This is a genomic window from Pseudomonas sp. 313 (genome assembly GCF_000316965.1).
In the GTDB taxonomy this organism is placed as follows: Bacteria; Pseudomonadota; Gammaproteobacteria; order Pseudomonadales; family Pseudomonadaceae; genus Chryseomonas; species Chryseomonas benzopyrenica.
In genome coordinates, this window is record NZ_ANBZ01000091.1 from 70,716 (window position 1) to 89,874 (window position 19,159).

Here is a 19,159-nt window from a genome sequence, read left to right on the forward strand (position 1 = left end):
CAGAGCACTCCGTTGCCTTCTGAACACCTCTAGCCAGCGTCTCGACGGCGGCGTGACCGTCGATCAGTCCCGCAGCCGACCGGCCAGCTGGGACAGATCCTGGGAAACGCCCTGCAGACGTTCGCTGACGCTCTGGGTACGCCCCAGGTCATCTTCATTGTGGCGAGCCACGGTGACGATCTCCGCCAGGTTGCGGGCGATGTCCTCGGCCACCGAGGTCTGCTCCTCGGCCGCCGTGGCGATCTGCCGGTTCATGTCGCGGATGGCCTCCACCGCCAGGGTGATGCTGCGCAGCCGCTCGCCCGAAGCGACCACCTGATCGCGTCCGGTACTGCTTTCGGCGGCGCCCGCACGCACCGCTTCGGCGGCTTCGTGGGCCGCGCCCTGCAGCGTCGCGATCAACTGATGGATCTCGCTGATGGAACTGGCCGTGCGCACCGCCAGGCTGCGCACCTCATCGGCTACCACGGCGAAGCCGCGTCCGGCGTCCCCTGCCCTAGCGGCTTCGATGGCGGCATTGAGCGCCAGCAGATTGGTCTGGTCGGCGATGCCGCGGATCACTTCCAGCACACTCCCGATACGCTCGCTGTCGTGCTCCAGACGGGCGATGACGGCGGCGGTGCGGGTGATTTCAGCGTGCATCCGTTCGATGGTGGCGATGGTCTGGGTCATGCTCGTCTCGCCTTCCCGGGCCGCGCGATCCGCGTCGTTGGCCGCCGTGGCGGCACTGCCGGAATGGCGGGCCACCTCCTCCGCGGTGGCGCTCATCTCGTGCATGGCGGTGGCCACCTGATCGGTACGCGAGAACTGATCGCGGATGCCCTCGCCGCTGCGCTGGGCGATGGCGCCCAATTCCTGGGTGGTGGCATCGAGCGCCCCGGTACCCTGGCGCAACTGGCCGGCCAGATCGACGAAAAAGTCGCGCAGACGATTGGCGGCGCGTGCCAGCCGACCTACCTCGTCGCGCCGCGACTCGGCCAGGGGCTGCCCCAGGCGCCCCTCGCTGAGCTGGACCAGCTGCTCGGTGACCCGCGCCAGCGGTCCGACGATGCGGCGGTTGACCAGCCAGGCACTGAGCAGGGCGATCAGGGCGGCGAAGGCGAGCATGGCGCCCACTGCCAGCAGCACGGTGCGCCGCGCCTCGGCGCTCAGGGCCTCGGCTTGGTCGTTAGCCCGCTCATGTAGGTCGGTGACCAGACTGGACAGCTGCTCGCTGGTCGCCCGGTCGATGCCCTTGACCGCGACATCGCCCTGGGCGGCGACATAGTCCGCCGCTACATAGGCCGCCAGCCCGCGGCGATAGGCTTCGCCCATATCTCTGTGACTCCGGGCCAGTTGCTGCAGGCGCTGACGCAGCTCGGGTTCGTCGGCCCGGCGTTGCAACTGCTCCAGCGCCGCCTGGACTCGGGCTTCTTCTTCCTGGAACTGCTTCCAGTAGCGCTCACGCTGGTCGGCGGCACCGCCGCGCAGCAATACGTTCTTCCACTCCTGCACCTGGGATTTGAAGGCCAGATTGGTGGCGTCCACCAGGCGTGCCTCCTCCAGCGGACCCGTGAGGAGGCGTTGATAGCCATCCAATTGCCGGGACAGCAAGCCGAAACCGGCCAGGGCCAGTGCCAGCAACAGGACGAGACCGCCGCCAATGAGCAGCAGCAATTGAGCACGCAGAGAACGAGAGGGATTCATGGAAAGGGACCGAGAGGATGGCGCGGGCGGTCACTTCACTACAGATTTATTGCAATAACATTTCAAAAAATTTAAAGGATGACTATTTCTACCAAGGCCCGCCGTACGGTCGCCAGGCGGCTACAGAAGGTCAGACCCATAGCTTTTGGGACAGCCACCGCCCTTGTCGCCGGAGGCGCCGTGCCATAATCCGGCCACCTTCGCCGTCCTAGATGCCTGCATGTCCAGAATTGTGAAAGCGAGCCTCGTGCTGCTCGCGCTCTTGGCCCTCTACAGTCTGCTCGGTTTCCTGGTCGGGCCGCGCCTCGCCCTGCACTACCTCAACCAGACGCTGGCCGAGCGCCTCACCCAGCCGGCCAGCCTGCAGGCCTTGAGCTTCAACCCCTTCACCCTGGAGTTGCACGCCGACCAGCTGCTAATCGGCTCGGCGGAGCATCCCGTGATTGCCGCCGAAGGCTTCTCGGCCGATCTGCAATGGGACAGCCTCTGGCGCCGCACCCTGCACCTGACCGAGGTACGCCTCGACCAGCCCCAGGTCGATCTGCGCATCGCCAAGGGTGGCCAGGTCAATCTGGCCCAGCTCTGGCGCAGCGAACCCGCCACCACTGCCGCGCCGACGCCAGCGGATGCGGAGCCAAGCCAGCCCTTCCCGGTACATATCGAGCGCATCGCCCTGGTCGGGGGGCGCCTGCACTTCCTCGACGCCCAGGGCGCCCAGCCGGTGGAGGCCACCTTCACCCCCCTGGATGCCACCCTGCAGGATTTCCGCACCCGCAGCGGCGATACCCCCGGCCAACTGGCACTGACCGCCACCACCGCCCAGGGCGGCCAGCTCACCTGGAAGGGCAGCCTGGATCTCTTGCCGCTACGCAGCGAAGGCGACCTGAACCTCAAGGGCGTCAGCCTGGCGCCCTGGTGGCCCTATGTACGCAACCAGTTGCCCCTGGCGCTGGGCAAGGGGCGCCTGGAAGCCAGCACCCACTACCGCCTGGACCTGAGCAAGAGCCTGCAACTGCAACTTAGCCAGGGCCGCCTGGCGCTGGACGACGTCGCCGTGCAGGCGGTCGGTGCCGAACCCAAGGCCAGCTTCAAGCGCCTTGCCGCCGAGGGCATCGCCCTGGATCTGCAGCGGCGCGAAGTCAGCATCGCCCGCCTGCGCGGCAACGGCCTGGATGCCTGGGGCAATCGCGAGCAGGACGGCACGCTCGACTGGCAGAAACTCTTTCCCACCAGCGATGCCCCCAGCAGTGGCCCGGCCTGGCGCGTGCGGCTCGACGACGCCGAGTTCAGCGACAACCAGCTGCACCTGGTGGACCGCGTGCCACAGGACCCGGCCAGTCTCTATTTCAGCGGCCTGGACCTGGCGCTCAACGGCTTCGATACCGCTGGCGACAAACCCTTCGACCTGGCACTCAAGACCACCTTGGGCGATCGCGGTCGCATCACCGCCAGCGGCCAGCTGACGCTCAGCCCCCTGCAGGGCAACTTCGACGTCGACATCGACGAACTCAACCTGCGCCAGGCCCAGCCCTATCTCAGCCCCTATGTGCGCCTGGAGATCCGCAGCGGCCAGCTGGCCAGTCGGCTCAAGGTGGCCCTGAAACCCGGCGAGCCGCTGGGGCTCACCGTCAGCGGCGCGGCCCAGGTCACCCAGGTGCATGTGCTCGATACCCTGCACCAGCAGGACTTCATGCGTTGGCAGCGGCTGGACCTGCAGGGCATCGCCTTTACCCTTGGTAAACAGCTGGTCATCGACAGGATCGACCTGGAAAAGCCCTATGGCACCCTGGTGATCAACGAAGACCTGAGCAACAACTTCAGCGCCCTGCTGGTGCCCCAGCCGAAAACCGCGTCGAAGGACAGCTCGCCACCGCTGCAGATCCGCATCGGCGGCGTGAGCATCAAGGACGGCAGCGCCGACTTCGCCGACAACAGCCTGAAGCCCGGTTTCGCCACCAACATCCAGTCGCTGGAAGGCGGCATCGGCACCCTCGATACCGCCGCCTCCAAGCCGGCCGACATCCACCTCGCCGGCAAGGTCGACCGTTTCGCGCCGGTGGAGATCAAGGGCCGCCTCGATCCCCTCGATCCCTTGCAGCAGCTGGACGTGACCGCCTATTTCCGCCAGGTCGAACTCACCACTCTGTCGCCCTATACCGGCAAGTTCGCCGGCTATGCGGTGCGCAAGGGGCGCCTCGACCTGGATCTGCAGTACCGCATCGACGACGGCCGGCTGCAAGCGCAGAACCATGTGGTGCTCGACCAGCTGGAACTGGGCGAGCGGGTGGACAGCAAGGACGCCGTGGACCTGCCGGTGCGCCTGGCCGTGGCCCTGCTCAAGGACAGCCACGGTCGCATCGACCTGCGCCTGCCGGTGGCGGGCAATCTCGCCGACCCCAACTTCAGCGTCATGCCGGTGGTCTGGCAGACCCTGCGCAACGTGCTCAGCCGCGCCGTCCAGGCGCCCTTCCGCATGCTGGCGGGACTGGTCGGCGGGCATGAAGCGGATCTCAGCGCCATCGACTTCGCCGCCGGCAGCACCACCCTCTCGGCCCAGGCCCGCGGCGAGCTGGACAAACTGGCCGCGGCCCTGCGCCAGCGGCCGCAACTCACGGTGGAGGTGAAGGGGCATGCCAGCGCCGCCAGTGACGGTCGCGCCCTGGCCGCCAGCCAGCTGGAAAAGGACTTCCAGACCCAGTACTTCAACCTGCTGCAACGCCGCGGCGACAAGGTCCCGGCCGATCCGAGCCAGCTGCAGGTCCCCGCCGACATGCGTGCTCCGCTGCTGGAAGGCCTGTATCGCCTGCGACTGCAGGCGCAACCGCCGCAGGAATGGGATAGTCTTGACGATGCCACCCGCACGGCGCGCCTGCGCCAAGCGGTGCTCGAAGCCTGGAGCGGCAACGACGGCCTCCTGCGCAGCCTGGCCCAGCAACGCGCGGGGGCCATCAAGACCTATCTGGTGGAGACGGCGAAACTGGATGCCCAGCGGGTCTATCTGCTGGACGTCAGTACTCAAGCCCAATCCGGCGAATCGCCCACGGCCGCGCAATTGCAGCTCGGGGTGCTCTGACCGGTCAGGAGACTCCCATGCGTTGCCTGCTCGCCGCCCTCACCCTGCTGGTCGCCACCGGCGCCGCCGCCGATTCCATGAGGTGCGGCAACGCCCTGGTCAGCCGGGGCGATCGCGCTTTCGAAGTGCTGCAAAAATGCGGCGAACCCGCCCATCGCGACCTGGTGGGCTACGAACTGGGCCGCAACGAACGCCGCGAGGCGGTGATCGAAGAATGGGTGTACGGCCCGAAGAACGGCGCCAACTACATCCTCACCTTCGAAGCCAACCGCCTCAGTCGCATCGAGTTCCAGCGCCAATGACCCCTCGCGCCCTGCTGTTGCTGCTTCTGCTCGCCACCGGTACCAGCCAGGCCGCGTCGCTGCGTTGCGGCAGCGCCCTGGTCTCCACCGGCTCCACCACCCACGAGGTTCGCGGCAAGTGCGGCGACCCCCTGAGCGTCACGCCCCTGGGCGAGCGCCAGGTCACCGACGGCTACGGCTATCGCCAGGTCGAATTCGTCGAGGAATGGGCCTACGGCCCTTGGAACGGCATGCTGTATTTCCTCACCTTTCGCGGCGGCCGCCTGGACCAGGTGGACAGCAAGAGAGCCAACTAAGGCACTCACAGGTTGGCACCGCACCCGTAGGTTGGGTTGAGCGCCAGCGAAGCCCAACATCACCCAAGACCCAGCCACGCTGTTGGGCTTCTCTACGCTCAGCACCAACCTACGGCGCGGGGCATGGCTCTTGTAAGTTGGGTTGAGCACCCGCGAAGCCCAACATCACCTAAGGCCCAGCCACGCTGTTGAGCTTCGCAACGCTCAGCGCCAACCTACGGCGCTTAGCCTCGTGAGCTAAACGCCCGCCTGACCAATCGACTCTGTGCATGAACGGCATACAGAGGTTTGGTTGTTCATCCCCTGCCCTGGCCCAGCATCCTTGGTCGCCCTGTACGAACGCTGCAGGACTGCCCGCAGTCGCATGCTTCGTCTGTTCCTTTTCCGGAGTCCGCCATGGCCAAGCTACGCCTCTTCACCTCGCCGTCCGCCTTTCCCAATCCCCAGCGCCTACGGCTGTTCATCCATGAAAAGGGCATCGCCGACCAGTTCGAGGAGGTCATCCTCAAGATGGCGCCCGAGGGCGAGCAGCGCCAGTGGCAGCACCTCAAGCGCAATCCCTGGGGCGAGACGCCTACCCTGGAACTCGCCGAGGGCGGTTACCTGGCCGAAAGCGCGGCCATCGCCCGCTATCTGGATAACAGCTATCCCGGGCGTAAGGTAATGGGCGAAACGCCGCTGGAGCAGGGCCAGGACGCCATGTGGAACGACCGCATCTTCGTCCATGTGCTCTATCGCATCGTGACCATGTTCCATGTGCAGCACGAAGGCCTCGGCCACAAGCTGGAGCTGACCCACAATCCGCAGTGGGGCGAGCATTGCCGCAAGGAGGCCCTGATGCACGCGGCCATGGTGGATCGGCACCTGGCCGATGGTCGCGAGTGGCTGCTGGGTGGCGCAGCGCCGACCTTCGCCGACATCACCCTGTGCACCGCCATCGCCTTCTCCAAGTTCCCCACCAACCAGACGCCGCTGGACGAGCGCTTCGAGCACCTGGCGGCCTTCTGGTCGCGCTGGCAGCAGCGCGACAGCTTCCGAGCGGCCTATGCCGACGGCCACAGCGGGCTGGACGAACTGGCACCCCTGGCGCGCGGCTGATCATGTGCCATCCGCCTCTCTCCCCCGGGGAGAGAGGCGGGGAACGGGTCGTACCTAACTGCCCCGCTAGCCCAACCGCTCGCGCAACACCGCCAGGGCAACCTCAGGTCCGCCGACGACGAGCGTGGCGGGCACCGCCAACATCAGGTTGAGCGGCAAGCCGAATTCCTCCAGCGTCCAGCCGTCCTTATCCAGCAACCCCTTTCCCACCCACTCGGGATGCCGCGCGCGAATCCGCTCGGCCAGGCTACCCGTCTCCGGGACATAGCCCACCACCGGCTTGCCCAGCGCCACCGCATAGCCCACCTCGAAGCAGGTACCGCTGTCGGGCTCGGCGCCGCGAAAGAAATCCAGGCTGGCCAGGACGCCATCGGCCTGCTCGATCAGCGCCAGATTCGCCCGATAGATCCAGGCTGCCTGTTTACGCGGCTCGCTCAGCTCCGGCGGGATGGCGTTGTCCAGTGGAAACAGGCCCACGCAGCCCTGGCTGGCGCAGAGCGCCTTGAGCGCTTCGCCATGGGCGACGGCGTCGGGGCGAAACACCTCGGGACCGGCAAGATAGAGACGGGGCGGCATAGGGAGTCCTCGCTCAAAACTGCCAGTGTAGAGGGCGGGCGAAACCTCGTCTCGGTGGCGAAGACTTCGCGCTGTACGCCAGGGTCGGCTAGACAGGCACCGCCGCCGACCGCGCCAGCGCCTCGTCGAGTAGCCGACAAGCCGCTTCACCGACGCGCCGTACCCCCTCCTCGATCCCCGGGCGCTGGGCCTGGGCATAGTTCAGCCGCACGCAGTTGCGGTACTTGCCCGAGGCGGAAAAGATGCTGCCACAGGCGATCTGGACGCTCTGGGCGAGCAATTCGCGATTGAGTCTGTGGCTGTCGCAGGCTTCAGGCAGCTCCACCCAGAGCAGGAAGCTGCCCTGAGGCTGGCTGACCCGGGTGCCGGCCGGAAAGTAGCGCTGCACCCAGGCGCTCATCAGGTCGCGATTGCGCTGGTACTGGGCACGCATCCGCCGGACATGGGCCGTGTAGTGGCCAGCGGCGATGAATTCGGCGATGGCCAGCTGCGGCTGGGGCGCGGTGCAGCCGGTGCCGATGTACTTGAGGTGCAGGATGCGCTCGGCATAGCGCCCAGGCGCCACCCAGCCGACCCTGAGCCCAGGCGCCAGAGTCTTGGAGAAGGAACTGCAGAGCACCACCCGGTCGTCCTCGTCGAAGGCCTTGAGCGCCCGCGCCCGCGGATAGCCATAGAGCAGGTCGCCATAGACGTCGTCTTCGATCACCGCCAGGTCGTGCTTGCGCGCCAGGGCCACCAGCTGACGCTTGTTGGCCTCGGGCATGCAGTAGCCCAGGGGGTTGTTGCAGCTGGGGGTGAGTTGGATGGCCCGTACCGGCCATTGCTCCAGGGCCAGTTCCAGCGCCGGCAGGCTGATGCCGGTGCGCGGATCGGTGGGGATCTCCAGTGCCTTGAGGCCCTGGCCCTTGAGGGTCTGCATCACCCCGTGAAAGGTCGGCGAATCCACCGCGACGATGTCACCCTCCTGGCAGGTGGCGCGCAAGGCCGTAGCCAGGGCTTCGTGGGCACCGCTGGTGATGACGATCTCGTCGGCGGTCAGCACGCAGCCGGCATCCAGTTGCAGTCGTGCGACCTGCTCCCGCAGCGCCGCCACACCCTGGATGCTGTCGTAGGACAGTCCGGCATTGCCTGGTCGCCGCGCCAGGCGTGCCATGCCGGCGAGCAAGGGCGCCAGGGTCGGCGCCTCGGTATCCGGCAGGCCGCGACCGAGTTGCACCCGCACCGAGTCGGGGGTGCTGGTCATCAGCTCGCGTACCGGTTCCCAGCCGGAGACCTCCACCGGCCAACGCGCTGGTCGGGTCACCCGCGGCAACTCGATGGCGCGTCTTTCCAGGCGGACGAAATAGCCGGACTTGGGCCGTGGCTCGACCAGGCCGCGATCCTCCAGCAGCCGATAGGCCTGTTGCACCGTAGCCAGGCTCACCCCGTGCTCCTGAGCCAGGGCCCGTACCGACGGCAGGCGTTCGCCCGGTCGATAGAGGCCCTGTTCGATACGGCGGCCGAGCGCGTCGGCCAACAGCTGATAGCGATTCATGTCCGGACTATAGCGGTGCCGGACCGGATCGCGCCCCATACAGATGGCCACGCCACCTACCATACAGCTGCCTGCTGTAAGGCGGCTGTATGGCGGACAACCGACCGGCCTGGACCTGCCCCTGGACGGGCCAACGGCGGAGCATGGGGACAGCACAGGAGAGACGCCATGCCCAGAGACGCCCGCCTTCATGATCGGACCCACACCAGCGGCTGCTGGCTGCTGTTCCAGCGCCAGCTGAGCACCCGCCGCACCCTGCTGGAGCTGTCGGACGAAGAACTGGCCGATATCGGCCTGGATCGCCTGACGGCATTGCACGAAGCCCGCCGTCCTTGGTGGCGGGTGCTGCTGGACGCCTGGCGTCAGTCCGGCAGCCGCGACAACCGTGCGGCCCACTCCGCCACCGGCGCCGGTAGCTCCGGATGCCAGAGTCTGCGCCAGACTACCGTCAGCTGCTCGCGACCACCTCGCTCGCGCGGCCACAACGAAGGCTCGGCCACCAGCCGCCAGCCGCTCGTGTCGCGCTGAGCCAGCACGAAGCGAAAGCTGTGGTAACCGGTGGCACCCAGGCGCAAATCGGTCACCACCAGGTCGTTGCCGAGGCGGTCGTACCTCAGCCAGTCGTCGGTGAACCAGCGCAGGCGCTGTTCGGCCGGGGAATCGGCGAGGATGGGTGCCAGCTCGCCCCCTCGCGGCAGCGGGACCAGCTGCGGCGGGCGGTCGTCGAACAGGCCGACCCAAGTTTCCCGGTAGCGCTCCGGACCATCGTCCACCATGACTCGCCAGAGCAGACTGGTGAACGGCAGGGGCGCGCTGAACAGGCGCGCGTCCGTCTGCCCCTGGGTTGCCAGCACCTCGCGCACCTGGTGTTCGGCGGAATACTTGGCCACCAGCGTCCAGCCCAGATAACCCGTGGACAGCGCCAACGCCGCCACGGCCAGCCGTGGCGAGCGTCCACGCGGGCCAGCCACCAGCCCGGCGAGCACCGCCAGCAACAGTGGCAAGGTATAGAGCGGATCGATGATGAAGACGCTGGACCAGGCCACCGGGGTGCTCGGCAAAGGCCAGAACAGCTGGGTACCGTAGGTGGTGAAGGCATCCAGCAGCGGATGGGTGATGAGCACCAGCCAGAGGGTCAGGAACAGTCGTCGCTGGCTGTAACCCGGATTGCGCCAGCGCCCGCACAGCCAGGTCAGCAACAGGGCCACCCCGGTCAGCACGAACAGCGAATGGCTGAAGCCGCGGTGGTAGGTCATCTCGTTGACGGCGTTGCCGTAGTCGATGACCACATCGAGATCCGGCAGGGTGCCCAGAGCAGCGCCATAGAGAAGGGCGCGGCGGCCCTGCCAGCGCCCCAACAGCGCGGTCTGGACGGTGGCGCCGAGTACGGCCTGGGTCAACGAATCCATGGATCAGAGCTTCCGGGCGAAATCGAGCATCAACCGCGCCAGGGCCTGGGGCGTTTGCAGCGGCATCAGGTGGCCGGCACCGGGAATCACCTCCAGTCGGCTATTGGGAAAGGCCGCCAGAGTGGTCCGGCGCTGTTCGTCCGGACCGGGCACCTGCTGGTCATCGGCGCCGCAGACCAGCAGCACCGGATAATCCAGGGTCTCGATCCGATCGCTCCAGTCTTCACGACTGCCGTGATCGACCCAGGCACGCCAGGCCTGAAGATTCAGCCGCTGGGCGTCGGCGATCACCACCTCGCGAATGGGATCCGGCAGGCGATGGGCGCTTGAGTCGTCGACGAAGGCCTCGGCCTCCGCCCGGCTCTTGCCATAGGCGCGCTGGGCATCGCGGTCCGCCTCGCTCATGGGTTGCGGCCCGGGCGGCGAAGGCGCCACCAGGATAAGGCCGACCAGATACTCCGGCCGCCGCGCCGCCAGCACCACAGCTACCTTGCCGGTCATCGAATGGCCGACCAGGATGCAACGGTCCAGACCCAAGGCGCGGATGCTGGCATCCACTTGATCGGCCATCTCCGCCACGCTGTAGCCCTCAACCTCGGCGGCATCGCCAAAGCCTGGCGTATTGAGCGCCACGCAGCGGTGCTCGCCATCCAGATAGGGCACGGTGGGAAACCAGGTGCGGTGGGAGCCGCCGAGAAAGTGCATGAGCACGAAGGTGGGCGAACCGCTGCCCTGCTGACTGTGGGGAAGCATCGGGAGTCCTCGGGTGCGGGGCTGAAGGCGGGCACTCCCCAGATGGAGAGGCGGGCAGCGCGCTAAGTTCCGCTTCGCTGAAGACCGGCAACCTAGACCGCGCCGGCCGGTCTCACCCAAAACCGTCCTCTTTCCAAGGAGTCCACCATGGCCGATCTGTCCCGCTTTCCCATCACCCACCGCTGGCCCGCCCGGCATCCCGAGCGCCTGCAGCTCTACTCGCTGCCCACGCCCAACGGCGTCAAGGTCGCCATCCTGCTGGAGGAGCTTGGCCTGCCCTATGAGGTGCATCGCATCGACTTCGGCCAGGACGATCAGCACACCGCGGAATTTCTTTCGCTGAGCCCCAACAACAAGATCCCCGCCATCCTCGACCCCGAGGGTCCCGGTGGCGAACCCCTCGGACTGTTCGAGTCCGGCGCCATCCTGCTCTATCTCGCGGAAAAGACCGGGCGCCTGCTGCCCGAGGATCCGGCCCGGCGCTACCAAGCCATCCAGTGGCTGATGTTCCAGATGGGGGGTATTGGTCCCATGTTCGGCCAGCTCGGCTTCTTCACCAAATTCGCTGGCAAGGCCATCGAAGACCCGCGGCCCCGCGAGCGTTATGTGGCCGAAGCGCGGCGCCTACTCGGCGTACTGGATGGCCAGCTCAAGGGCCGCACCTGGATCCTGGGCGAGGACTACAGCCTCGTCGACATCGCCACCTTCCCCTGGATCCGCGCTCTGCTGGAGGTCTACCAGGTGGCCAACCTGGTCGGCTTCCAAGACTTTCCCGAGGTCCGTCGCGCCCTCGACGCCTTCCTCGCCCGCCCGGCGGTGCAACGTGGCCTGCAGATCCCGGCAGCGCCCTGATGCTCGTCAACGACCGGCTGCGGCTACGCCTTGGTTATCGGCAGGATGCCTGATATCCCGGTTGCTTGATCCTGAATAGTCAAAGATGCGCTGGCGACCTTAACGAACTCGATGCAATTGGCCTGGCTGAACTGGGCCAGTACCTGAGTGTTGCCGAGCGACGTCTACAGCCCTGCTAGAGCATCGCCATCCGCAGGATTAAACTGCGCGGATGTCCCGCTCAGAACGCCTGTTCGATCTGCTCCAGGCCTTGCGCCGGCACCGCCGCGCCGTGAGTGGCCGCGCCTTGGCGGCGGAAACAGGGGTCAGTCTGCGCACCCTGTACCGCGATATCGCCAGCCTGCAGGCGCTGGGCGCGGCCATCGAGGGCGAACCGGGTGTCGGCTATATCCTCAAACCGGGTTTTCTGCTGCCACCGCTGATGTTCACGCCCGAAGAACTGGAGGCCCTGGTGCTCGGCTCGCGCTGGGTGGCCGAACGCACCGATGGCAGCCTGGCGGCGGCGGCCAGTAATGCCCTGGCCCGAATCTCCGCGGTCCTGCCGAGCGAGCTGCAAAACGAGCTGGCCATGACCACCCTGCTTATCGGGCCGAGTCGGGAAACACCCCGCAATCAGGTCGATCCGGCGATCTTGCGTCAATCCATACGCCAGGAAACCAAGCTCACCCTGGTCTATCGCGATGCCACTGACAGCGAATCCCGGCGCACCATCTGGCCCTTCGCGCTGGCCTACTTCGACTCCGCCCGGGTGCTGCTGGGCTGGTGTGAGTTGCGTGAGGACTTCCGTAGCTTTCGTGCCGATCGCATCCTCGCGTTCGAGCCCAGTGAGCAACGCTATCCACAGCGTCGCCAGGCCCTGCTCAGGGACTGGCGCAAGCAGATGGAGCGCCAGCGCGACACGGCTGGCTGACTACTGACAGAAACTGGCAGTGGGGATCCCTAGACTGGGCGACATCACCACAGAGGAGATGTACCATGCCCTACAGCACCAGTCTGATGTTCTACGTTGCCGATGTCCGTACCAGCCGGGATTTCTACGCTAAATTGCTCGACCTCACCCCGGTCGAGGACGGCCCTGGCTTCGCTCTCTTCGTGCTCCCGTCCGGTCTCGCTCTGGGCCTGTGGGCAAGGGAGGCCGTGGTTCCCGCGGTTGGCACGGGCAGCGCGACAGGTGAACTGGGCTTCAAGGTAGCCAGCATGTCGGCAGTGGATGAGCTGTACGACCGCTGGCGCACGCAGGGCGCAGAAGAGCTCTCACCGCCAACCAACCTGCCGTTCGGCCGCAGCTTCGTCGTACTGGATCCTGACGGTAACCGACTGCGAGGCTATGCGGTGCATCCCGACTGACTCCTGCTGGCAGCCTCACTCAGCAGCCGGCACGCCTCATGCCAGCTGCTGAAGAAGGGCCCGTATGGTACAAACCGTCAGCCCTCGATCCTGCAAGATGTCCAGCCCTGTCCGGGTCGCCGCATCATGACACTAGCCAATCCAGCCCTAGCGCAACTGACTGTCCTTGCTCGCCCGCCGGTTGTAGCCGCCGGCGCGCTGGTCTTCGGCGTCCTGCTCGGACTGGCAGCGGATGCACAGGTGTACACCCGGGACCGCCTGGCGGCGCGCCTCGGGGATGGCGTCGCCGCACTCCTCGCAGTGGGTGAGGCTCGCGCCTCGATGCAGACGACTGCGGGCGCGCTGCACCGCATCGTCCACCGTGCTGTCGATCTGTTCCTGAACCGCGCCGTCTCCGGCCCACCCATTGGCCATGGCTGACTCCCAGCTGCGTTGCCTTGATACCCATTGGAAGCGAGGCTCGCGCAGATGTTCGCTGCCGTCCAGCGTCCGTCCGTCGTGCTGGCATCTGCTGTCGCTGCTGATGCTGGGATTGGCGCTGACGGGCTGCTCCAACCGCGAGCTGCTGCGCCAGGTCACGACGGCACTCTGTGTGCCCAATGCCCGGCTCACTGGCCTGGCGGCGCCCTGTCGCCAGGTGGTAGAGGATCCCGGCTTCGCCATGCTGCGTGCGCCCGGCGAGCGTCAGCATTTCATCCTGGTGCCCCTACGCCCCCTGCGCGGGCTGGAGAGTCCGGCGCTCTGGCAGCCAGGCCAACCCAATTGGTTCGGCCTGGCCTGGCGCCAGCGCTGGTATCTGAGCGCCTGGGGCCAGGCACCCGTGGCGGATGAGCGGATCGCCCTCGCCCTCAATGCCCCCAGCGGGCGCAGCCAGGATCAATTGCATGTGCACCTCGCCTGCCTGCGGCCCGAGTTGCGCCAACAGCTGTGGCAGCTGGCGCCAGACATCGATGAACACTGGCGCGCCCTGCCAGTGGCGCTGGCGGACAGTCGCTATCAGGCGCGGCGCCTGAGCGAAACCCAGTTGCGGGCCACGGACTTCTTCCAGGCTCTGGCCAGCCAGCCGCCCTATCCGCTGCCAGATCCGCGCTTGTCGCTGGCGGTGGTGGCGCTGCCGAGCCAGGACGCCGGTCGCCAGTTCCTGCTGCTGGCCGGACGCGCGGGCAGCCAGCCAGGCGATTTCGGCTCAGCGGAACGGCTGCTGGCCGCGGATTGCCAGGGAACGACCACGGCCCCGGCGACTCAATAGCGCCAACGCGCCAGGAGGCCCCCATGCCGCAGGAATTCCAAGACCTCTTCGACTTCATCGATCAGCTGCTCGCCTGGTCCGACTTCTATCTCAAGTCCGGCCTCCTGCTCTGCGGAGTGGGCATGATCGCCGGCGCCATCGCCTGGAAACGCTGGTGGGGCAAGGCGCTGGCCTTTGGTTGCGCCGGTCTGGGTGCACTCGCGGCCTTGAGCCTGGATCTGCTCCACCGCCTCTGAAGCGCCGCAAGATTCTGAACGGCTTTGCGCCTTCCGCTGCCCAGTACATGGCGGCAAGATGACACTGACCGTCGCTTTCCGCCGCCAAAGCTTGAACTGCTTCACCGTCTCGAACAGAGGGCGCTACGGGTTGGCGGATAGATCGCGGCAGCTTGCTAGGGTACTGCCCCACAATAATCCGGCCTGTTCACCACGGCCTTCATCTTTTCAGCTCATGCATACAGACCCGATCATGCCCATGTCCCCTTCTCGCCTGTTGTCCCGCCTACCGCATCTCGGCCTCTGCCTGGCCGCCTCCCTCGCCTCCCTGGCCGGCACCGCCGTGGCCCAGGAAGGCAATGCTCGCTGGGTCAGCGACAGCCTGACCACCTATGTCCGCAGTGGGCCTACCGATGGCTATCGCATCGTCGGCACCCTCAAGTCCGGGCAGAAGGTCGAGCTGATCAGCACCCAGGGCGACTACAGCCAGGTGCGCGGCGAAGGCGGCAGCACCGTCTGGATTCCCAACAGCGACCTGCAGGACAAGCCCGGCCAGGCCGAGCGCCTGCCGCAGCTGGAACAGCAGGTGGCCGAGCTGAGCGGCCAGCTCAAGACCATCGATGACAGCTGGAAGAATCGCGTCCAGGGGATGCAGGAGACCCTGGATTCGCGCAAGCAGCAGATCGACGAACTGGAGAGCCGCCGCAAGGACCTCGACGCCCAGCTCACCCAGGCCCAGTCGGAACTGCGCAGCACCCAGGCCAAGCTCGGCAACGAGAACAAGCAGGCACTGATGCAGTACATGGTCTATGGCGGCAGCATCGCCGGCGCGGGCCTGCTGGCCGGGCTGATCCTGCCGTCCATGACGCGGGGCAGGAAGAAGAACGACCGCTGGTTCTAAACGTCGGGGGGCAGCCGTTCTCGCGGCTGGGTGGAACCCGGAGTCACGGTGCGTGCCTCAAAAAGGCACCGCTTCTGCTACCGTGGCCCGAAGCCTCCTGTCCAGACGAGCCCCCATGCCCGACACCCCTCGCTTTCGCATCCAGCAGGTCGAGACCCTTTCCGCTGACTGGGGCCTGCTGAAGAAGACCACCTTCGACTACCTGCGCCGTGACGGCAGCTGGCAACGCCAGACCCGGGAGACCTACGACCGCGGCAACGGCGCCACCATCCTGCTCTACGACCGCGACAGACGCACCGTGCTGCTGATCCGTCAGTTCCGCCTGCCCACCCTGGGCAACGGCCTGGACGACGGCCTGCTGGTGGAGACCCCCGCCGGCCTGCTCGACGCGGCCGCGCCCGAAGCGCGTATCAAGGCCGAGGTCGAGGAAGAGACCGGTTACCGCCTGGACAACGTTCAGCACCTGTTCGACGCCTTCATGAGTCCCGGCTCGGTGACCGAGTTGCTGCACTTCTTCGCCGGTGAATACCGCGCCGATCAGCGCATCGCCGACGGTGGCGGACTGCACGAGGAAGGCGAGGACATCGAGCTGCTGGAATTGCCTTTCGACGAGGCCCTCGCCATGGCCCGCGACGGTCGACTGCTGGACGGCAAGACCATCATGCTGCTGCAATACGCCGCCCTCTACCTGCTGCCGCGCTAGCCCATGGAGCTGATCCGCAAGCGTATCGAGCGGCAGGTGATGAGCCTGACCGGACTGTCTCTGGGCGAGGTCGATTACGAGCAGCCACCGGGCGATCCCGGGCTGTTCGGACCGGGCAGCGTTCCCTGGCGGGTGCACAGCGACTTCACCTGCATGCTGATCGGCGGCATCGCCGCCCTGCTGATGCAGACGCTGCACCCGCTGGCCCTGGCCGGGGTCTGGGACCATTCGAAGTTTCGCGAAGACATGCTCGGCCGCCTGCGGCGCACTGGTCAGTTCATCGCCGCCACCACCTTTGGCAGTCGCGGCGACGCCGAGCGGCTGATCGCCCGGGTCCAGGCCATCCACCGTCATATCCGCGGCCAGGCCGCCGATGGCCGCCCCTACAGCGCCGAAGACCCGGCGCTGCTGACCTGGGTCCATGTGGCCGAGGTCAGTCATTTCCTCGCGGCCTACCTGCGCTATTTCGATCCCCAGTTGCCGGGCGCCGAACAGGACCGCTACTACGCCGAGATCGCCCTGGTCGCCGAACGCCTGGGGGCGACCGACGTCCCCCGTTCACGGGCGGAGATCGCCGCCTACTACCAGGGGATCCGTCCCCAGCTGGTCTGCGACGAACGCAGTCGCGAGGTCTGCCGGGTGTTGCTGCAGGCGCCTGCACCCAGCGCCCTAGCCAAACCCTTCGGGTCCCTGATGATGCAGGCCGGCATCGACCTCTTGCCCGACTGGGCCAGCGAGGAGCTCGGTTTCCACCAGGGCCCGTTGCAAAAACGGCTGATTCGTACCGGTATCGGTGCCACCGCGCCGGTGCTGCGCTGGGCGGTGCGCAATGGCTCCTCGCATCGCGCCAGGCGGCGGATGGGGATCGAAGGTTAGCCTGCACTTCGGTGCGATGGGGCACCGTTGGGCTTCGCTACGCTCAACCCAACCTACGCCACTATCGCGGCCATGCCGGTGCGCCGTAGCGACCGCTCCTACGGATAGGTTGGATACCTGTAGGAGCGGCCCATGGCCGCGATAGATCAACCTACAACATCCGCACCTTGATCGATCGCCCCTTGATCTTGCCTTCGCTCAGCCGCTGCAGCGCCTGGCGGGCGATATCGCGTTCCACGGCGACGAAAGCCTGGTTGTCGAACAGGGTGATCTTGCCGATCTTGGCACCGGGCAGGCCGGCGTCGCCGGTAAGGGCGCCGAGGATGTCGCCGGGGCGCAGCTTGTCCTTCTTGCCGGCCGCCAGGGCCAGGGTGTGCATGGTCGGCACCAGCGGCTCCGGGGTGTCGCGCAGGGCACCCAGCGGCTGCCAATCCAGCGGCGAACCCTGCTGTACCTCGATGGCCTGGGCGCGGCTGGCCTCGGCCGGTGCCACCAGCGACAGCGCCAAGCCCTGTTCACCGGCGCGACCGCTGCGGCCGATGCGATGCACGTGCACCGCCGGATCGCGAGACAGCTCCACGTTGATCACGGCTTCCAGACCGGCCACGTCGATGCCACGGGCCGCCACGTCGGTGGCCACCAGCACGCAGAGACTGCGGTTGGCGAACATCGCCAGCACCTGGTCCCGCTCGCGCTGCTCCAGGTCGCCATGCAGGGCAGCGGCGGAGATGCGCTGGGCGTGCAGCGCCTCGACCACCTCCTGGCACTGCTGGCGGGTCTGGCAGAAGGCCACGGCGCTGGCCGGGCGATGGTGCCTGAGCAGGCGCACCACGGCAGCCAGGCGATCCTGGGCGGCGATCTCGTAGAAGCGCTGACGGATCTGGGTCTCGCTGTGCTGACTTTCGACGCTGATGCGCAGCGGCGCGCGCAGATAATCCTCGGCCAGGCGCTCGATGCCTTCCGGGTAGGTCGCGGAAAACAGCAGCGTCTGCCGCCGCGCCGGGGTCTGCCGAAGGATGTCGGCGATGGCGTCGATGAAGCCCATGTCGAGCATGCGATCGGCTTCGTCGAGCACCGCGACGTTGAGACCGTCCAGCACCAGGGTGCCCTTGCGCAGGTGTTCCTGCACCCGCCCCGGGGTGCCGACGATCACCTGGGCGCCGTGCTCCAGTGAGGCGATCTGCGGCCCCAGCGGCATGCCGCCACAGAGGGTCAGGATCTTCAGGTTGGGCGTGGTGCGCGCCAGGCGCCGCAGTTCGCGGGCCACCTGATCCGCCAGCTCGCGGGTCGGACAGAGGACCAGGGCCTGACAGCCGAAATAGCGCGGGTTGAGCCCCGTCAACAGGCCGATGCCAAAGGCCGCCGTCTTGCCCGAGCCGGTCTTGGCCTGGGCGATGAGATCCTGGCCCTTGAGGATGATGGGCAGGCTGGCCGCCTGGATGGGCGTCATGCTCAGGTAGCCGAGTTCGGCCAGATTGGCCTGCATGGCCTCGGCCAGCGGCAGGGAAGCGAAGGATGAGGGCACGGGAGTCCTGTGAAACGGCTGGTAAAGGTTTACCAGTCTAGCAGAAGGGTACCGGCTCTCCCGTGAATGGACGCTGGAGCAGGGCCTACCTATGCTAAGGGGTACGACAACTCAAGGAAGTTACACCATGTTCGACCGGCCTGTGCTCTATACCCATCCCATGTCGCGCGGACGCATCGTGCGCTGGCTGCTGGAGGAGCTCGGACAGCCCTATGAAGTGCAGCGGGTCGACTACGGCCTGGCGATGAAATCCCCGGCCTATCGCGCCATCAATCCCATGGGCAAGGTGCCGGCGCTGCGCCATGGCGCCGCCGTGGTGACCGAGACGGCGGCCATCTGCGCCTATCTCGCCGACGCCTTTCCCGCCGCCGGTCTCGCACCACCCCTGAATGATCCGGCGCGCGGTGCCTACTACCGCTGGCTGTTCTTTGCCGCCGGCCCGCTGGAGGCCGCCGCCACCAACCAGGCCCTGGGCGTGGTCCTGCCAGAGGATCCGCAGAAACGCGGCGCGGTGGGCTACGGCAGTCTCAGCGAGGTACTCGACACCCTGGAGGCTGCCCTGGCCCCGGGTGAATACCTGGTGGACGACCGCTTCACCGCCGCCGACGTCTATGTCGGTTCCCATCTCGCCTGGGGCATGGCCTTTGGCACTATCGAGAAACGTCCGCACTTCGAGCGCTATGTGGCCGGGCTGGTAAGCCGTCCGGCCGCGGTACGCGCCCGCGAACTCGACGACGCCGAACTCGCCACGCTCAACTGAGCCT

The 19,159-nt window shown here is 66.9% G+C and carries 20 protein-coding genes and 2 pseudogenes; 14 read left to right on the forward strand and 8 right to left on the reverse strand.

Annotated features, from left to right (window positions below):
- Positions 1–63 precede the first annotated feature (63 nt).
- Both C722_RS27215 and C722_RS27220 read right to left on the reverse strand, forming a co-directional pair.
- Positions 64–777 (reverse strand): methyl-accepting chemotaxis protein, encoded by a 714-nt coding sequence (locus tag C722_RS27215; RefSeq protein WP_371099830.1) that lies wholly within the window; start codon positions 775–777, stop codon positions 64–66.
- Positions 778–933: 156 nt separating this feature from the next.
- Positions 934–1,686: pseudogene (locus C722_RS27220) on the reverse strand (HAMP domain-containing protein); the annotation flags it as partial.
- Positions 1,687–1,906: 220 nt separating this feature from the next.
- On the opposite strand from C722_RS27220, the gene C722_RS0122550 reads away from it, so the two are divergent.
- From C722_RS0122550 to C722_RS0122565, 4 genes are all read left to right on the forward strand, one after another.
- Positions 1,907–4,759: a DUF748 domain-containing protein gene (locus C722_RS0122550; RefSeq protein ID WP_026084038.1), complete on the forward strand. Its 2,853-nt coding sequence runs from the start codon at positions 1,907–1,909 to the stop codon at positions 4,757–4,759.
- Between the two features lie 17 nt (positions 4,760–4,776).
- Positions 4,777–5,061 (forward strand): DUF2845 domain-containing protein, encoded by a 285-nt coding sequence (locus C722_RS0122555; protein WP_017642680.1) that lies wholly within the window; start codon positions 4,777–4,779, stop codon positions 5,059–5,061.
- A complete protein-coding gene (locus tag C722_RS0122560; protein ID WP_017642681.1) occupies positions 5,058–5,357 on the forward strand; it encodes a DUF2845 domain-containing protein in 300 nt (99 codons plus the stop codon). The genes C722_RS0122555 and C722_RS0122560 overlap by 4 nt, the downstream gene beginning before the upstream one ends.
- 396 nt (positions 5,358–5,753) lie before the next feature.
- Positions 5,754–6,455: a glutathione S-transferase family protein gene (locus tag C722_RS0122565; protein ID WP_017642682.1), complete on the forward strand. Its 702-nt coding sequence runs from the start codon at positions 5,754–5,756 to the stop codon at positions 6,453–6,455.
- A 66-nt stretch (positions 6,456–6,521) separates the two neighbouring features.
- Here C722_RS0122565 and C722_RS0122570 read toward each other — a convergent pair whose 3' ends face one another.
- The gene (locus C722_RS0122570) at positions 6,522–7,031 is read right to left on the reverse strand and encodes a nucleoside 2-deoxyribosyltransferase (RefSeq protein ID WP_017642683.1); all 510 of its coding nucleotides are present in this window, start codon (positions 7,029–7,031) and stop codon (positions 6,522–6,524) included.
- Between the two features lie 88 nt (positions 7,032–7,119).
- On the reverse strand, positions 7,120–8,565 hold the full coding sequence (locus C722_RS0122575; RefSeq protein WP_177323676.1) for a PLP-dependent aminotransferase family protein: 1,446 nt from the start codon (positions 8,563–8,565) through the stop codon (positions 7,120–7,122).
- Between the two features lie 168 nt (positions 8,566–8,733).
- Between C722_RS0122575 and C722_RS27225 the strand changes: the two are divergent.
- Positions 8,734–8,841 (forward strand): annotated as a pseudogene (locus tag C722_RS27225) (hypothetical protein); the annotation flags it as partial.
- Between the two features lie 86 nt (positions 8,842–8,927).
- Here the strand turns inward: C722_RS27225 and C722_RS0122580 are convergent.
- Together C722_RS0122580 and C722_RS0122585 are read right to left on the reverse strand one after the other, a co-directional pair.
- Entirely contained in the window at positions 8,928–9,974 is a 1,047-nt protein-coding gene (locus tag C722_RS0122580; RefSeq protein WP_017642685.1) for a metal-dependent hydrolase, read from the reverse strand.
- Between the two features lie 3 nt (positions 9,975–9,977).
- Positions 9,978–10,727, reverse strand: coding sequence for an alpha/beta fold hydrolase (locus C722_RS0122585; protein WP_017642686.1), 750 nt, complete (start codon positions 10,725–10,727; stop codon positions 9,978–9,980).
- Between the two features lie 147 nt (positions 10,728–10,874).
- Here C722_RS0122585 and C722_RS0122590 point away from each other — a divergent pair, with 147 nt between their 5' ends.
- The 3 genes from C722_RS0122590 (at position 10,875) to C722_RS0122600 (ending at position 12,926) form a co-directional block, all read left to right on the forward strand.
- Positions 10,875–11,579: a glutathione S-transferase N-terminal domain-containing protein gene (locus C722_RS0122590; RefSeq protein ID WP_017642687.1), complete on the forward strand. Its 705-nt coding sequence runs from the start codon at positions 10,875–10,877 to the stop codon at positions 11,577–11,579.
- Between the two features lie 211 nt (positions 11,580–11,790).
- Complete coding sequence (locus tag C722_RS0122595; protein WP_017642688.1) at positions 11,791–12,489, forward strand: YafY family protein; 699 nt, start codon at positions 11,791–11,793, stop codon at positions 12,487–12,489.
- Between the two features lie 65 nt (positions 12,490–12,554).
- Positions 12,555–12,926, forward strand: coding sequence for a VOC family protein (locus C722_RS0122600; protein WP_017642689.1), 372 nt, complete (start codon positions 12,555–12,557; stop codon positions 12,924–12,926).
- Positions 12,927–13,073: 147 nt separating this feature from the next.
- Here C722_RS0122600 and C722_RS0122605 read toward each other — a convergent pair whose 3' ends face one another.
- On the reverse strand, positions 13,074–13,340 hold the full coding sequence (locus tag C722_RS0122605; protein ID WP_017642690.1) for a DksA/TraR family C4-type zinc finger protein: 267 nt from the start codon (positions 13,338–13,340) through the stop codon (positions 13,074–13,076).
- Here C722_RS0122605 and C722_RS0122610 point away from each other — a divergent pair.
- The 5 genes from C722_RS0122610 (at position 13,339) to C722_RS0122630 (ending at position 16,870) form a co-directional block, all read left to right on the forward strand.
- The gene (locus C722_RS0122610) at positions 13,339–14,175 is read left to right on the forward strand and encodes a CDP-diacylglycerol diphosphatase (RefSeq protein ID WP_256204564.1); all 837 of its coding nucleotides are present in this window, start codon (positions 13,339–13,341) and stop codon (positions 14,173–14,175) included. The genes C722_RS0122605 and C722_RS0122610 overlap by 2 nt on opposite strands.
- A 23-nt stretch (positions 14,176–14,198) precedes the next feature.
- Positions 14,199–14,411, forward strand: a complete 213-nt coding sequence (locus C722_RS0122615) for a hypothetical protein (protein ID WP_017642692.1) — start codon at positions 14,199–14,201, stop codon at positions 14,409–14,411.
- A 238-nt stretch (positions 14,412–14,649) separates the two neighbouring features.
- Positions 14,650–15,291, forward strand: coding sequence for a TIGR04211 family SH3 domain-containing protein (locus C722_RS0122620; RefSeq protein WP_017642693.1), 642 nt, complete (start codon positions 14,650–14,652; stop codon positions 15,289–15,291).
- 115 nt (positions 15,292–15,406) lie between these two features.
- Complete coding sequence (locus tag C722_RS0122625) at positions 15,407–15,994, forward strand: NUDIX domain-containing protein (RefSeq protein WP_017642694.1); 588 nt, start codon at positions 15,407–15,409, stop codon at positions 15,992–15,994.
- Positions 15,995–15,997: 3 nt separating this feature from the next.
- Positions 15,998–16,870: an oxygenase MpaB family protein gene (locus C722_RS0122630; protein WP_017642695.1), complete on the forward strand. Its 873-nt coding sequence runs from the start codon at positions 15,998–16,000 to the stop codon at positions 16,868–16,870.
- 151 nt (positions 16,871–17,021) lie between these two features.
- Here C722_RS0122630 and dbpA read toward each other — a convergent pair whose 3' ends face one another.
- Positions 17,022–18,395: an ATP-dependent RNA helicase DbpA gene (gene dbpA / locus C722_RS0122635; RefSeq protein WP_017642696.1), complete on the reverse strand. Its 1,374-nt coding sequence runs from the start codon at positions 18,393–18,395 to the stop codon at positions 17,022–17,024.
- Positions 18,396–18,522: 127 nt separating this feature from the next.
- Between dbpA and C722_RS0122640 the strand changes: the two genes are divergently transcribed.
- Positions 18,523–19,155 carry a glutathione S-transferase family protein gene (locus C722_RS0122640; RefSeq protein ID WP_017642697.1) on the forward strand — a complete coding sequence of 211 codons (633 nt, stop codon included), beginning with the start codon at positions 18,523–18,525 and terminating at the stop codon, positions 19,153–19,155.
- Positions 19,156–19,159: the final 4 nt, after the last annotated feature.